This window comes from Yoonia sp. KMU-150 (assembly GCF_056858355.1).
Genome location: NZ_JBXEQF010000003.1, coordinates 25,523 through 38,971, shown reverse-complemented (window position 1 = coordinate 38,971; position 13,449 = coordinate 25,523). Strand labels below are relative to the sequence as shown.

The window sequence follows — 13,449 nt, the reverse complement described above, 5'->3', positions numbered from 1 at the left end:
CGGTCTAGGGTGGCATCATGAAGCATGTGCCCAAAGAGACCACCGACGACGCGCTGATTCAGGAATTCCTGAACAGGGGCGGCAAAGTCAGCAAGGGCAAGACCAAGCCTGCCAAGGCGGAACTGGGCCTGAGCAACAACCAGTGGAACAACAAGCTGACCCGCGAGGAAAAGGCGGCGCGGGACAAAAGCTAGTCCAGCAGCCGCAGCAGGTAGTCGCCATAGTCGTTCTTGGCGAACATCGCGGCGCGGGCGCGCAGATCGGCGGCACTGATCCAGCCCGCGTCATAGGCGATTTCCTCGGGGCAGCCGACCTGCAGCCCCTGCCGGTTCTCCAGCGTGCGCGCCATGTTGGAAGCGTCGAGCATCGAGGCGTGGGTGCCGGTGTCGAGCCAGGCATAGCCGCGGCCCATTTTATGGACCTGCAGGGTGCCTGCGGCCAGATACATCTCCAGCAGCGACGTGATCTCGATCTCGCCGCGGGCGGAGGGGGTAAGGGTCGCGGCCTTTTCGGGGGCACTGCCGTCGAGAAAGTAGAGGCCCGTGACGGCATAGTCGGAAGCGGGGGTTTGCGGCTTTTCGGTGATGCTGGTGACGGTGCCGTCGGGGGCGAAGCCCAGCACGCCGTAGCGTTCGGGATCGCGCACGCGGTAGCCGAAGACGGCGTTGGCGTCACTGCGCGCGGCCTTTTGCAACAGTTCCGTCAGCCCGTGGCCGAAGAAGAGGTTGTCGCCCAGCACCATGGCGCTTGGCGCACCGGCGAGGAAATCGCGGGCCAGCAGATAGGCCTGCGCGAGGCCATCGGGGCTGTCCTGCGTGATATAGCTGAAGGTGAGGCCCCATTGGCTGCCATCCCCCAGCGTGCGCTGGAACTGGTGCTGGTCTTGGCGGGTGGTGATGATCGCGATCTCGCGGATACCCGCCAGCATCAGCGTGGTGATCGGGTAGTAGATCATCGGCTTGTCGTAGACGGGCAGCAGTTGCTTGGAGACGGCCATGGTGATCGGATAGAGCCGGGTGCCCGAGCCGCCGGCGAGGATGATGCCTTTGCGTGTCATGTGAGGTCCTTCAAGACGGTGGCCAGAGAGGCGCGCCAGTCGGGGCGGGTGATGCCGTAATCAGTCTCTAACGTTGTGCAATCGAGGCGGGAGTTCAGCGGGCGGATGGCCGGTGTGGGGTAGTCGGCGGTGGGGATCGGCGTGACCGCGCAGGTGATGCCGGCCTGCCGGAAAATCTCCTGCGCGAAACCCGCCCATGTGGTGTCGGGGGTGCCCGCGAAGTGGTAGATGCCGGATGTGGTGCGCCCGTCGGCAAAGGCGCGCGCCATCGTCAGCAGCGCATCGGCGATGTCGTCTGCCGCCGTTGGCCCGCCGTGCTGGTCACCCACGATGGTGAGCGCATCGCGCGTGGCTCCCAGCCGCAGCATGGTCTTCACGAAATTGCCGCCCGTCGCCGAGAACACCCAGGAGGTGCGCAGGATCGCATGGGTGCCGCCCGCCATCTGCACCGCCTCCTCGCCGCGCCGCTTGGTGGCGCCGTAGTGGTTGATCGCACCGGTGGTGTCATCGGGGAGCCAGGGCGCGTCGCCACTGCCGTCGAAGACATAATCGGTGGAGATGTGGATGAGGGGCAATCCGCGTCTGGCGGCGGCCCTTGCAAGCGTGCCGACCGCGAAATGGTTGATCTGTTCGGCGGCGTCGCGGTCCTCTTCCGCCCGGTCGACGCCGGTATAGGCGGCGGCGTTGATGATGACGTCGGCGTCGGTCGCCTCCACCGCGGCGCGGATCATGTCGGGCGCGCCGAGATCGGCCTGATCGCGGCCCAGACAGATCACCTCCGCGTCCCCGGCCTGTTTGCGCAGGGCGGTGGCGACCTGACCGCTTTCGCCGAAGACGAGGACTTTCATGACCCGGGGCTCCGCCCGTTGTCGCCTGAAACCGTCCCCCGGACGGTTTCCGAGACCGGCGCCAACCCCAACCGTGTGCCCACACCGTCGCGTGCCTGTAGCGGTTTCCACCAGTCTTCGTTGTTCAGATACCAGTCCACGGTCAAATTCAGACCCTGTTCCAGCGTGACCGAGGGCCGCCAGCCCAGCTCGTCACGGATGCGGGTAGGGTCGATGGCGTAGCGGGCGTCGTGGCCGGGGCGGTCGGCGACGTATGTGATGAGATCGGCGTAGGGCGCGGGGCCGGGGCGCTTTTCATCGAGGATCGCGCAGATCATGTGGACCAGATCGCGGTTCGTCGCCTCGTTTTCGCCGCCGATATTGTAGCTGCGGCCGACTTCGCCCTTTTGCACCACGCACAGCAGCGCGTCGGCGTGGTCTTCGACATAAAGCCAGTCGCGGATGTTGGTGCCTGCCCCGTAGATCGGGATCGGTTGGCCCGCCAGCGCGTTCAGGATCACCACCGGGATCAGCTTTTCGGGGAAATGGTAGGGGCCGTAGTTGTTGGAGCAGTTCGACAGCACTACGGGCAGCCCGTAGGTATGCGCCCAGGCCCGGACCAGATGGTCCGACGATGCCTTGGAGGCGGAGTAGGGGCTGCGCGGATCGTAGGGGGTATCTTCGGTGAAGAGGCCCGTTGCGCCCAGCGAGCCGAAGACCTCGTCGGTGGAGATGTGGTGGAAGCGGAAAGCGTCGGGTTTGCCCTGTGCCTCCCAATACCCCCGCGCGGCCTCCAGCAGGGTATAGGTGCCGGTGATGTTGGTGGCGATGAAATCGCCCGGCCCGTCGATGGAGCGGTCGACGTGGGATTCCGCGGCCAGATGCATCACGGCGTCGGGGGTATGGTCGGCGAATACAGTGTCTAACATGGCGCGATCACGGATGTCGGCCTGCACGAACGTATAATTTGGATGGTCGGAGACCGATGCCAGATTATCCAGACAGGCGGCATAGGTGAGCGCATCGAGGTTGACGACGCTGTGCCCCGCCGCGATCGCCTGCCGCACCACCGCCGAGCCGATGAACCCCGCACCGCCTGTGACCAGCAGCTTCATGGCGCGCCCTCGTAGATGAACGGGCTGTCGAAATCCGCGAAGGCGGGGGCGTGCGCATCCTTGTCCGACAGGGTCACGTCGTCACGGCCCCAGTCGATGCCCAGATCGGGGTCGTTCCAGCGGATCGCCCCTTCGGTTTCCGGCGCATAGGTATCGGTGCATTTGTAGAGGAACTGCGTGTCGGGCAGCAGCGTCAGGAACCCGTGGGCGAAGCCCTTGGGCACCAGCAGCTGCCTGCCGTTTTCCGCCGAGAGTTCCACCGCGACCCATTGCCCGTAACGGGGCGAGCCGCGCCGGATGTCCACGGCCACGTCCAGCACGGCGCCGGTCACCACGCGCACCAGTTTGTCCTGCGCGCGGGGCGGGGCCTGGAAATGCAGCCCGCGCAAGGTACCCGCGGGGGCGGAGAGCGAGTGGTTGTCCTGCACGAAATCCAGCGCGATGCCGTGGCGCGCCCATGTGGTGCGATTGTATGTCTCTGAAAAGAACCCGCGCGCATCGCCGAAACGGGGCGGCGTGATCTCCAGCACCTCGGGCAGGGCCGTGGGGGTGACTTGCATCGGTTCTCTCCCCCTGCACATGGACAGGCAAAGCTGCCATACATGCGGGGCCTTTTCTGCTCTGGCCTGATCGGGGCCGCTGATCGGCCCTTGTTTGGCGTCACGCTATCCAATGGGGCCGCGCGCTTCAAGTTTGCAGGCTGCCCGCGATTGGTTATGAGATGGCGACAATGATAAGGATTTTGCGTGATTGGGCCAAAGTTTGGCCTTAATCCCTGCGTAAATCCGTAAAGATACCCTGCAAGGGGGTCGGGGGCTGTGGCCTGCGTGCCACGCAAAACGCAAGCCCCTGAACGCAAGACGACAGATGTGCAGCACAATGAACCGGGTCGGGACACGATGAACATGATGAACGCGCAGACCTTCGAGACGGTCACCGCAGGGGTGAAACTGGTCATCTGGGATCTGGACGAGACGCTCTGGGACGGCACCCTGTCCGAGGAGGGTATCAAACCGGTGCCCGCCCATATCGACATGGTGCGCAGGCTGGTCGATCGCGGGATCATGTGCGCGATCTGTTCGAAAAACGATTTCGAGACCGCAAAGAAGGCGGTAGAGGAGCTGGGCATCTGGGATCTCTTCGTCTTTCCCCATATCGCCTGGTCGCCCAAGGGGCAGGCGATCCAGAAGATGATCGCCGACATGGGGCTGCGCGACGAGAACGTGCTGTTTCTGGACGACAACCATCTGAACCTGGAAGAGGCGCAGTTCTTCAACCCGAACCTGATGGTGGTGGATGCGTCCAAGCCGCTGGACGGGTTGCTCGACCTGCCGCAGTTGCAGGGCAAGGACGATGCGGGCCACAGCCGCCTCAAGCAATACAAGGTGATGGAGCAGAAACAGTCCGAACAGTCCGAGGCGGGCCTGTCGAACACCGAATTCCTGCGCCAGTCCGAGATCAAGATCCGCATCGTGACGGATGTGGAAAACCACATGGACCGGGTGCTGGAGATTTTGAACCGCACCAACCAGCTGAATTTCACCAAGGTGCGCGCCAACACGCCCGCCGAGCGCAAGGACCTCGATGAATTGCTGGCGGTATCGGGGATGCACGCCGGGCTGATCGAGGTGCAGGACCGCTATGGCGATTACGGCATCGTGGGCTTTTTTCTGGTGCGCACGAAGTTTTCCGGCACCACGGTGCATCACCTCGCGTTTTCCTGCCGCACGCTGAACATGGGCGTCGAACAATGGGTCTGGAATTATCTGGGCCGCCCGGAATTCAAGGTCGTGGGGCCTGTGGCCGGGTCGCTGGAAGACCCCGAGGTCGTCGACTGGATCACCGAAGTCACCGATTTCGATACCGGCGCCAACCAGATGGAGGAGCGCCGGTTGTGCATGGTCGGCGGCTGCGACCTGCTGCAGGTGTCGTTCTACTGCGGCACCAACCGCGACGAATTCGTCAACAAGCAGGACGACCAGGGGATGCTGGTGCGCTATGACGACGTGGGGTTCTTCATCAACCCGCGCGACATGGCGCTGAAACACAACCGGTCGCTCAAGCGGTTTCTGGGCTACACGCTGGATGACATGCTGGAACTGGACAGCAGCCTTGGCAAGGCCGACCTGATCCTGCTGTCGATGTATTTCTCGGTGCCCTCGGACAACCTTTTCACCTACGGCGGCGAGGACTTCGGCGGTAAATACTGGGGCACGGTGCCGCCGCGCCGGTTCAAGAAGCTGATGAAGGACCCCGACGCCGCGGCGCGTTTCGCCAAGGAGATGCACCACCGCCGCCTGCCGCTGGACGCGCGGCTGGAGATGACGCGCCAGTCCTTCGCCCATGCCGCCGCCCACCGCGATCCGGCCACCCCGCTGTTCATCCTCGGGGCCGCGACGGAACACGGGCAGCAGGCCGAACGCACGCAGGAGGTGCGGCAGGCCTTCAACGCCATGTGCCGGGGGTTCTGTGCCGCGACGCCGAACACGATCTTCGTCGATGTCGATGCGCTGCTGGAGCCGGAGGAATTCGCCGACAGCGATCACTATACCCGCACCGGTTACTTCAAGATCGCCGATTTCGTGAACAAACAGACCGCCGCCATCGCCGCTGCCCGTGCCGAGGGGGTGATGCCGGCGGTGGAGGCCGCAGCGGCACCGGCCCGGATAGAGACACGGACACAGCCTCAGACACCGGCGGCCAGTGCCGCCCCCGCACCACCCGCGGCAGCCGCCCCGGCGCGCTATGTCGCCAAGACGGTCCGCCGCGACAAGGCGGACAGAGCAGACAGCCCCGAGGGGGCCACGGACAGGACCACAGATATGACCACCGATGAAAAGACACCCGCCGCAGAAACGCAGGCGACACCGGCCCCTGCCGCCCCGGCAGAGGCCCCCGCACCGCAGGTCGACATGAGTGGCTGGGACGACAGTGCCGTCGTGGTGCCAGACGAGGTGCGCCACCCGCCCCATGCCGCGCGCCGGCAGGAGGTGCCCGATTTCGTGCCCTCCGAGATCGGCACGCTGGACAACCCCTCCAAGATGGAACGCTACATGGGGTTCCTGGTGCAGGAGTGGGACAGGATGGCGAAAACGCCATTGCATGATCCCGCGCAGCCGCCGCTGAGCCAGACGAACGTGCTGGATCACACCGTCGGCGTGGTGGGGGAAACCCCGGGCCTGCGGCTGGAATTCGGCGTCTGGCGCGGCAATTCGATCAAGCGCTGCTCGACACGCTTCCCGGGCCAGCACTGGTATGGCTTCGACAGTTTCGAAGGCTTCCCCGACGATGGCCGCATCGACTGGCAAAAGCCGTTCAAGGTGATCGAGATGCCCGACACCGGGCCGAATGTGACACTGGTGAAGGGCTATTTCTCGGACACGCTCGATCCGTTTTTGGCGGAAACCCCCGGCGAGGTCGCTTTCGTGAACGTGGATTGCGATATCTATTCCTCGACCGTCGATATCTTCACCGCACTGGAAAAGCACGACCGGATGCGCGCGGGGCTGGTGATCTACTTCGACGAGCTGATCAACTATGCCGATTACATGTGGAACGAGAGCCTGGCCCTCTTCGAGATGTGCGAGCGCACCGGGCTGGGCATCGAGTGGATCTGCCATGACCACAAGCTGCGCACGCCGGAACAATCCGCGCAGTTCTTCCACGACGGCGATCATCCCACCTGGATGGAGGACATGCGCGCGGGCTACTGGATGCAGGCCTCGTGCCGGATGACGGACGGCGGGATCGACTGCGGCCCGATGGGCGATCAGGCGTACCGCGACAAGCTGGTGTGGATGCTGCAGGGCTATGACGCGCAGGAAAAGCGCCGGTTGGACGAATTGCATGCCCGCAACGCCCGCCTGAAAGACGCAGAGGACGAGCGCGCGCGCCGCTATGTCGAACGCAAGCGTCTGGAAAAGCAGCGCCAGCTGGAAAACCAGGCCCGCCGCCAGCAACAACAGCGCAACGGCTGAACCGACCCTATTTCAGACAGAAAGATATTTGACCGATGACCGAGACCCTGAAATCACCTTACGACTTCAAAGAGATGCTGTTCGTGGACAACCCCTTTGACAGTATCGAGCTGGATGGCATCGACGGCGAGGGGCTGGACACCGATGTGCAGGGCTGGGGGTCAAACCACGGCATCTTCAAACAGGCGATCAAGCACTACAAACCCACCACCGTGATCGAACTTGGCACATGGAAGGGCGCATCGGCCATCCATATGGCAGGCCTGTTCAAGGAAGAGGGGATTGCCGCGCAAATCCTGTGCGTGGACAACTTTATCGGCTTTCCCAGCTACTACCTGCGGCCCGAACAGGCGCACAAGGAATTCAAGATCAAGGGCGGCATCCCGCGGCTGTACTGGACGTTCATGAAAAACGTCCACGAGGCGGGCCATGCCGACATGATCACGCCACTGGTGCAGCAAACGGCAGCGGCCGCGCAGATCTGCGTGGGCAAGCGGATCAAGGCGGACATGATCTATGTCGATGGCGATCACACCTATGAAGGCTGCCGCGATGATCTGAAAAACTTTACCCCTGTGCTGAACCACGACGGGTTTTTCATCTGCGACGATTACCAGTGGGATGGCGCCAAGCGTGCGATGCACGAATACATCGAAGAAACCGGCTGCAACCACGTGATTGCGGGCAACAAGGTGGTGCTGGCGCAAAACCGCGACCTGTCAGAGCTGGACAAGATCATGACGGAAATGGCCGAGAAACACGCCATGTTCCAGGCCCGCAAGAAAGCCGCAGCCGAGGCCGCCGCGGCAGAGGCCGCGGAAACCGGCAACGGCTGATCCCGCCACAGGCACCCACATCCGACAGCACCCCTGTCACCGCATCACGAGGAACACGCGCAATGGCCGTCAAAAAAGCCAAGAAGGCAGATACCGCAGCAACACCGGCCAAACCCGCGCCGCAGATGGCCGTCGTGCCGGAGACGGCCGAGGAGAGCATGCTGGCGCGTGCCGAAAAGCTGATGGTCGAGGCCAGCCGCATGCTGAGCCAGATGCAGGTGGCGACCCGGTTCAATTCGGCGATTCGCGCCGACGGCACCTGTCCGATCTTCTATCAGGACGTGGTGCAGCATATCGCCCTGCCATGGGCCGATTTCGAACAGTACCAGATGTTCCTGCTGGCGCGTCGCGCGCCCAAGGACGACGTGTTCCTGCGCCAGTTGATCGACCTGATCCCCAGCCTGAAGGGTCGCGCGCTGCTGGACGTGGGCAGCTTTACCGGCAGCCACGCGATGATGTTGCGCGCGATCATGGCGCCGAAAGAGACGCATCTGTTCGAACCGCAAAAGACTATGAAAGACGCGCTGGAGACGACGATTCGTGTCAACGACGCAGGCAAGGACGTGACCCTGCACACCGACATCATCGACGAGGACGGGCAGGAGATCATCATGAGCGCCTACCGTCCGGATCGTCTGTCGGAGGCGACTTATCTGCGCCGGGCCGAGGGGCCTTTGCACGCGAAATCGCTCGACAGCTACAAGTTCAAATCCGTCGGCATGATCAACCTCGATTTCAACAACGCCAAGATCAACGCGCTGCGCGGGGCCGCGGGGATCCTGAAAAAGGACCGCCCCGTACTGACCATGGACCTGACCGCGCGCGACATCGACGAGGTGCGCAGCTTCCTGGAGCCTTACGACTACGAGGACGTGCGCGCCGGGCAGAACAGCATGATCTTCCTGCCTAAATAGGCTCTGTTCAAGGGGATCAGACGCATGTCCACCATCTTCGTCACCATGGTCTATAACGATCCGGTCTTTCTGGATATCTGGGTGCGCTACTATTCCAAGCACACCGACCGGGCCAACCTGCATATCATCACCCACGGCCCGGGGCAGGACTATGCCCACGAGATGGGCGCGGGCTGTGTGCTGCTGGAGGCCCCGCGCGATCCGCAGAACCCGCGGCTGGATCAGGACCGGTTCGCCTTCATCAACGACTATTGTTCGGAGCTGACCAAGACCCACGACCGGGTGATCTACAACGATGTCGACGAGATCGTGGTGCTGGACCCGGCCCATGGCGGCGGGCTGGTCGACTATATCGAAGGGGTCGACCCGGCCATCCAGGTGATCACGCCGCTGGGGCTGGAGGTGGTGCACCGCAAGTTTCTGGAAAACGACTACGACTACAGCCGCGCGATGTTCACGCAGCGCAAGTACATCCGCATGAACGGCTGGTACACCAAGCCCTGCATCACCAATACGCCGATCGTCTGGGGGCCGGACGGGCACGGCTGTTCGCACGACAGTCTCTATCTCGACGACAATCTCTATCTCTTTCACCTCAAGTGGTTCGACGACCAGTTCCATATCCAGCGCCACAAGGACCGGCTGAAACTGCGGTTCAAGGATGACGATGGCGACGAGGTGGTGATCGGCGCGGGCAGCTGGGGCTGGTCGGAGATGACCTATCAACTGGTGACCAACAGTTTCCTGCGTCATGGCTTCGACAAGCACGACAAAGGCTTCGACTTTACCCGCCACCGGGACCGGGTGAAGGGCAGTTTCGTGGGCAACGCCAACAATATGTACAAGACCGACTGGTTCGTGGACGGCGATTTCCGGCTGCTGCCGGAACGGTTCGTCGGTGTGATCTAGTGTCTGATACTGGTATTATACCCGTTCTGCTTTGCGGCGGGTCGGGCACGCGGCTCTGGCCCCTGTCGCGCAAGAGCTATCCCAAGCAGTTCTCGCGGCTTCTGGGTGACGAAAGCCTGTTTCAGGCCTCTGCCCGGCGGCTGAGCGGGCCGGGCTATGGCCCGCCTGTGGTCGTCACGGCCAATGATTTCCGCTTCATCGTGACCGAACAGCTTGCGGGCGCACGGATCGCGCCTGCCGCCGTGCTGATCGAACCGGAGGGGCGCGACACCGCCCCCGCCGTGCTGGCCGCCGCGCTGCATCTGGCGGATGACCCGGACGCGCTGATGCTGGTGGCCCCGTCCGATCATGTGATCCCCGACGATGCGGGTTTTGCGGATTGCGTGGCGCAGGCGGTGCCGGCGGCAAAAGCGGGGCAGATGGTGACATTCGGGATCACCCCCGACCGACCCGAGACCGGCTACGGCTATCTGGAATGCGACACCGATGCAGGGGATACGGGGGTCATTCCGCTCAAGGCCTTCGTCGAGAAACCCTGTGAAAAGCGCGCCGCCGAGATGCTGGCGGCAGGCGGCTATCTGTGGAACGCGGGCATCTTCCTGTTTTCGGTGCGCACCATACTGGAGGCCTTCCGCGCCCATGCGCCTGACATGGTTGCCGCCGTTGAACAGGCCGTGGCGCAGGCACACTGCGATCTGGGGTTCACCCGGCTCGATCCCGCGGCCTGGGCGGATGCGCCCGCGATCTCGCTCGACTACGCGGTGATGGAAAAGGCGGAGAACCTGAGTGTCGTGCCCTACACCGGGCGCTGGTCCGATCTGGGCGACTGGGCCGCCGTCTGGCGCGAGACGCAGGAGGGCGGCATGGCGCTGTCGGGGCCTGCGACGGCGCTGGATTGCGACGCGACCCTGTTGCGGTCGGAGGTGGAAGGCCAGGCCATCGTCGGCATCGGGCTGCGTGACATCGTGGCTGTGGCGATGCCCGACGCGGTACTGGTGGCCCACAAGGACCGCGCGCAGGACGTCAAGCAGGCGGTGGCCGCGCTGAAGGACAAGGGTGCCGCGCAGGCCGACTGTTTCCCCAAGGATCATCGCCCCTGGGGCTGGTTCGAAAGCCTGGCTGTCGGTGACCGGTTCCAGGTCAAGCGGATCGTGGTCAACCCTGGTGCCGCGCTGAGCCTGCAAAGCCATCATCACCGGTCCGAACACTGGGTCGTGGTGGCGGGCACGGCACGGGTCACCATCGGTGAAAACACTGAATTAGTGTCTGAAAACCAGTCGGTCTATATCCCGCTGGGCACGCAGCACCGGCTGGAAAACCCCGGAAAGCTGCCCATCGTGCTGATCGAGGTGCAGACCGGCGGCTATCTGGGCGAGGACGACATCATCCGTTTCGAGGACGTCTATGCCCGCGACTGACGCGGACGTCTTAACCCTGATTTCACCCCTTGCATGGCAGACCGGACAACGGGCCTGTGCCGCAATGCGCGGGCTTCGTGAAATTGCCCGGATGTTTCCTTAAAAAAGGACGGCTGCCCGGGGAAAGGATGACCCATGACACAGATGCCGTTCCCCACCGCCCTTCGCCTGCCGCTGGCAGCCCTTTGCCTTGCCGCCCTCGGGGCCTGTGGCGGGGGCGGCGGGGCCACGTCCTCCGCCGACATGACGCCGGAAGAGCCGGTGATCCCCACGCCAGCGGGCGGCGGCGACACGCCTGCCGCGCCGGCCGATCCGGGTGATCCGGTCCCGGTGGTCACCGGGCCGCAGACGGCGGCGGAACAGCGCGCCTCGGCGACGGCACTCGTCGGGCGGTTCGCGCCCGGCGGTCAGCCGGTCTATACCGCGCTCTCGGCGGTGCCGACGACGGGCAGTGCCGTCTACAACGGGTATTTCTACGGCACGCTGGCCGATACCGGCGATGCAGTGACCGACAGCCTGATCGGGCGGATGCGGATGCGGGTGGGCTTCAACGCGAGTTCCGTCGGGATCACCGGTACGATCAGCGATTTCGCCGCGGCCGACGACAGCGCCGTCGCGGGCACGCTGACCCTGTCGAACGGCGCGCTGAATCGGCGCAGCAACCCCAACAACGACGCCACCCTGACCGCCAGCGTGACCGGCACCCTGACCGACGGCGCGGGCCGCGACCTGGCACTGGGCGTGCGGCTGGAGGGCGATTTCCTGGGCACCGTGCCCGACGGTGTGGGCGGAGAGGCCCTGGGTGCCGTCACGGTGAACGGCGCCAGCCAGGATTTCGACGGCGGCTTTATCGCGCAGCGGTAGGGGTCAGCCCGCCGGAAACGACCGGCCCGAGACATTCACCCGGCCCCAGTCACGATCGGGAATCCACAGCCCCGTGCGGGCGTCGTGTACCTGCCATACAGCATCTGTCAGGTTCAGGGTATCCGGGTGGATCGCCTGTTGCGTCGCCGTGGCGAAACGCAGCCTGACGATCCGGCGCAACTGCACCGCCTGTGCCAGCGCGCGGATGCGCGGATCCTCCGCCGGGGCGGCGGGGGTCAGGGTGAACGCCGCTATCATGGCGGTGACATGGGCGCGGGTCCTGTCGGGCAGGCTTTCGACCAGTTTGGCGCGGGCCTGCCGGGCCGCCCCGTCCAGGCCGACCGCCGCCAGCATCGGGTTCTCGGCCGCCAGGATCAGCCCCAGGGCGCGGGCCTCGTCCTCGGCCAGCCCGGTCAGGCGGGTGCGGTAGTCGAAGCCCAGCTCGATCCCGCCCTGATTACCCTGATACGCGATGATCGGCAGCCCGGCCTCGGTCATGGCGTCGATGTCGCGCAGGATGGTGCGCGGCGTGACCTCCAGCTCACGGGCCAGCTGTACGGAGGTCTGCCGTCCGCGGTTTTGCAAAATCAGCAGGATCTGGAGCAGCCGGGCCGCGCGCATCGGGACCATCCGAACATGACAGTAGATGTCATATAAGACCTGTTAGGGCTGGGCACGTCAACAAGGGGAGAGGACATGAAGCGTTACGAAACCCGAACCGAGATCGCTGCCGATATCGCGGATGTCTGGCGGGTGCTGACCGAAACCATGCCCCGCACGCCGGTGCCTTTCGGCATTCTGCGGCTAGAGGGAAGGCTGGCACCGGGCGCGCGGATCAAACTGTGGTCGGAGGTGGCCCCAAAACGCGCCTTCGTGCTGCGCGTGGTGGAGATGGAACCGCCGCACCGGATGGTCTGGCGCGGGGGGATGCCGCTGGGGCTGTTCACCGGCACCCGCAGCTTTGATCTGACACCGCAGGGGCGGTGTTGTGTCTTCGCCATGCAGGAGGTTTTTACCGGCCCGCTGGCGGGGCTGATCACCCGGTCCATGCCCGACCTGACCCCGAGTTTCACCAAATTCGCGACCACATTGAAAAGGAGGGCCGAAGACCGATGACCGACGTGACATATGGATCAGGCACGCAAGACGACCCTTGGGTTCTGAAGACCCCGCCGCTGACCTCGGATTTCGAGGTCTGGAAAGACACCGACCAAGACCCCGCCGCACTGGTGGTGCAGGTCGGCAAGACCCGGCTGTCCTACCAGCTGCGCGCGCTGGAGGACGCTCATGCGATGCTGCGCGCGCATGGTGACTGGATGCCGCTGGGCAACGCCGACGAGGGCAAGCCGGTGAAGGCGGGCACGCTGGAGCACTGGGCGCGCGCGGCGGACAACCCGGTGGGCGGCTACTATGGTCTGCGCAAGGGCTACCGCGGCCGCTTTGCCAATTACGTCGCTCCGGTGCTGGAACTGCTGGGGCTGGTGGAGTTGGAACACAACGCCCGCAGCAACCGAGTGCGGGCGATCTGAAGC

General features: G+C 64.3%; 14 protein-coding genes. 9 read left to right on the top strand and 5 right to left on the bottom strand.

The window, feature by feature from the left end:
• The first annotated feature begins 17 nt into the window (after nucleotides 1–17).
• On the top strand, nucleotides 18–194 hold the full coding sequence (locus tag AC04PH_RS16670; protein WP_483066967.1) for a hypothetical protein: 177 nt from the start codon (nucleotides 18–20) through the stop codon (nucleotides 192–194).
• On the opposite strand, the gene rfbA is transcribed toward AC04PH_RS16670, so the two are convergent.
• From rfbA to rfbC, 4 genes are read right to left on the bottom strand one after another with little or no spacing between them, the layout of a single operon-like run.
• Nucleotides 191–1,057 (bottom strand): glucose-1-phosphate thymidylyltransferase RfbA, encoded by an 867-nt coding sequence (gene rfbA / locus AC04PH_RS16665; RefSeq protein WP_483066966.1) that lies wholly within the window; start codon nucleotides 1,055–1,057, stop codon nucleotides 191–193. The two genes, AC04PH_RS16670 and rfbA, sit on opposite strands and share 4 nt — an antisense overlap.
• Nucleotides 1,054–1,905: a dTDP-4-dehydrorhamnose reductase gene (rfbD, locus tag AC04PH_RS16660; RefSeq protein WP_483066965.1), complete on the bottom strand. Its 852-nt coding sequence runs from the start codon at nucleotides 1,903–1,905 to the stop codon at nucleotides 1,054–1,056. The genes rfbA and rfbD overlap by 4 nt, the downstream gene beginning before the upstream one ends.
• A complete protein-coding gene (gene rfbB / locus AC04PH_RS16655; protein WP_483066964.1) occupies nucleotides 1,902–2,999 on the bottom strand; it encodes a dTDP-glucose 4,6-dehydratase in 1,098 nt (365 codons plus the stop codon). The genes rfbD and rfbB overlap by 4 nt, the downstream gene beginning before the upstream one ends.
• Nucleotides 2,996–3,559: a dTDP-4-dehydrorhamnose 3,5-epimerase gene (gene rfbC / locus AC04PH_RS16650; protein WP_483066963.1), complete on the bottom strand. Its 564-nt coding sequence runs from the start codon at nucleotides 3,557–3,559 to the stop codon at nucleotides 2,996–2,998. The genes rfbB and rfbC overlap by 4 nt, the downstream gene beginning before the upstream one ends.
• Before the next feature lie 339 nt (nucleotides 3,560–3,898).
• Here rfbC and AC04PH_RS16645 point away from each other — a divergent pair, with 339 nt between their 5' ends.
• From AC04PH_RS16645 to AC04PH_RS16620, 6 genes are all read left to right on the top strand, one after another.
• The gene (locus AC04PH_RS16645) at nucleotides 3,899–6,976 is read left to right on the top strand and encodes a hypothetical protein (RefSeq protein ID WP_483066962.1); all 3,078 of its coding nucleotides are present in this window, start codon (nucleotides 3,899–3,901) and stop codon (nucleotides 6,974–6,976) included.
• Between the two features lie 35 nt (nucleotides 6,977–7,011).
• Nucleotides 7,012–7,812, top strand: coding sequence for a class I SAM-dependent methyltransferase (locus AC04PH_RS16640; RefSeq protein WP_483066961.1), 801 nt, complete (start codon nucleotides 7,012–7,014; stop codon nucleotides 7,810–7,812).
• Between the two features lie 62 nt (nucleotides 7,813–7,874).
• Nucleotides 7,875–8,726 carry a class I SAM-dependent methyltransferase gene (locus AC04PH_RS16635; RefSeq protein WP_483066960.1) on the top strand — a complete coding sequence of 284 codons (852 nt, stop codon included), beginning with the start codon at nucleotides 7,875–7,877 and terminating at the stop codon, nucleotides 8,724–8,726.
• Between the two features lie 24 nt (nucleotides 8,727–8,750).
• Nucleotides 8,751–9,635, top strand: coding sequence for a hypothetical protein (locus AC04PH_RS16630; protein ID WP_483066959.1), 885 nt, complete (start codon nucleotides 8,751–8,753; stop codon nucleotides 9,633–9,635).
• Entirely contained in the window at nucleotides 9,635–11,053 is a 1,419-nt protein-coding gene (locus tag AC04PH_RS16625; protein ID WP_483066958.1) for a mannose-1-phosphate guanylyltransferase/mannose-6-phosphate isomerase, read from the top strand. The genes AC04PH_RS16630 and AC04PH_RS16625 overlap by 1 nt, the downstream gene beginning before the upstream one ends.
• 135 nt (nucleotides 11,054–11,188) lie before the next feature.
• A complete protein-coding gene (locus AC04PH_RS16620; RefSeq protein ID WP_483066957.1) occupies nucleotides 11,189–11,917 on the top strand; it encodes a hypothetical protein in 729 nt (242 codons plus the stop codon).
• A 3-nt stretch (nucleotides 11,918–11,920) separates the two neighbouring features.
• Here the strand turns inward: AC04PH_RS16620 and AC04PH_RS16615 are convergent, their stop codons facing one another.
• On the bottom strand, nucleotides 11,921–12,538 hold the full coding sequence (locus AC04PH_RS16615; protein WP_483066956.1) for a helix-turn-helix transcriptional regulator: 618 nt from the start codon (nucleotides 12,536–12,538) through the stop codon (nucleotides 11,921–11,923).
• Nucleotides 12,539–12,613: 75 nt separating this feature from the next.
• Between AC04PH_RS16615 and AC04PH_RS16610 the strand changes: the two genes are divergently transcribed.
• Both AC04PH_RS16610 and AC04PH_RS16605 read left to right on the top strand, forming a co-directional pair.
• Nucleotides 12,614–13,033, top strand: coding sequence for an SRPBCC family protein (locus tag AC04PH_RS16610; protein ID WP_483066955.1), 420 nt, complete (start codon nucleotides 12,614–12,616; stop codon nucleotides 13,031–13,033).
• Nucleotides 13,030–13,446, top strand: coding sequence for a DUF6855 family protein (locus AC04PH_RS16605; protein ID WP_483066954.1), 417 nt, complete (start codon nucleotides 13,030–13,032; stop codon nucleotides 13,444–13,446). The genes AC04PH_RS16610 and AC04PH_RS16605 overlap by 4 nt, the downstream gene beginning before the upstream one ends.
• Nucleotides 13,447–13,449 lie beyond the last annotated feature (3 nt).

Excerpts from the sequence above, each read along its gene's own strand:
- AC04PH_RS16670 (WP_483066967.1), top strand. The coding sequence starts at position 18 with ATGAAGCATGTGCCCAAAGAGACCACCGACGACGCGCTGATTCAGGAA.
- rfbA (WP_483066966.1), bottom strand. The coding sequence starts at position 1,057 with ATGACACGCAAAGGCATCATCCTCGCCGGCGGCTCGGGCACCCGGCTC.
- rfbD (WP_483066965.1), bottom strand. The coding sequence starts at position 1,905 with ATGAAAGTCCTCGTCTTCGGCGAAAGCGGTCAGGTCGCCACCGCCCTG.
- rfbB (WP_483066964.1), bottom strand. The coding sequence starts at position 2,999 with ATGAAGCTGCTGGTCACAGGCGGTGCGGGGTTCATCGGCTCGGCGGTG.
- rfbC (WP_483066963.1), bottom strand. The coding sequence starts at position 3,559 with ATGCAAGTCACCCCCACGGCCCTGCCCGAGGTGCTGGAGATCACGCCG.
- AC04PH_RS16645 (WP_483066962.1), top strand. The coding sequence starts at position 3,899 with ATGAACATGATGAACGCGCAGACCTTCGAGACGGTCACCGCAGGGGTG.
- AC04PH_RS16640 (WP_483066961.1), top strand. The coding sequence starts at position 7,012 with ATGACCGAGACCCTGAAATCACCTTACGACTTCAAAGAGATGCTGTTC.
- AC04PH_RS16635 (WP_483066960.1), top strand. The coding sequence starts at position 7,875 with ATGGCCGTCAAAAAAGCCAAGAAGGCAGATACCGCAGCAACACCGGCC.
- AC04PH_RS16630 (WP_483066959.1), top strand. The coding sequence starts at position 8,751 with ATGTCCACCATCTTCGTCACCATGGTCTATAACGATCCGGTCTTTCTG.
- AC04PH_RS16620 (WP_483066957.1), top strand. The coding sequence starts at position 11,189 with ATGACACAGATGCCGTTCCCCACCGCCCTTCGCCTGCCGCTGGCAGCC.
- AC04PH_RS16615 (WP_483066956.1), bottom strand. The coding sequence starts at position 12,538 with ATGCGCGCGGCCCGGCTGCTCCAGATCCTGCTGATTTTGCAAAACCGC.
- AC04PH_RS16610 (WP_483066955.1), top strand. The coding sequence starts at position 12,614 with ATGAAGCGTTACGAAACCCGAACCGAGATCGCTGCCGATATCGCGGAT.
- AC04PH_RS16605 (WP_483066954.1), top strand. The coding sequence starts at position 13,030 with ATGACCGACGTGACATATGGATCAGGCACGCAAGACGACCCTTGGGTT.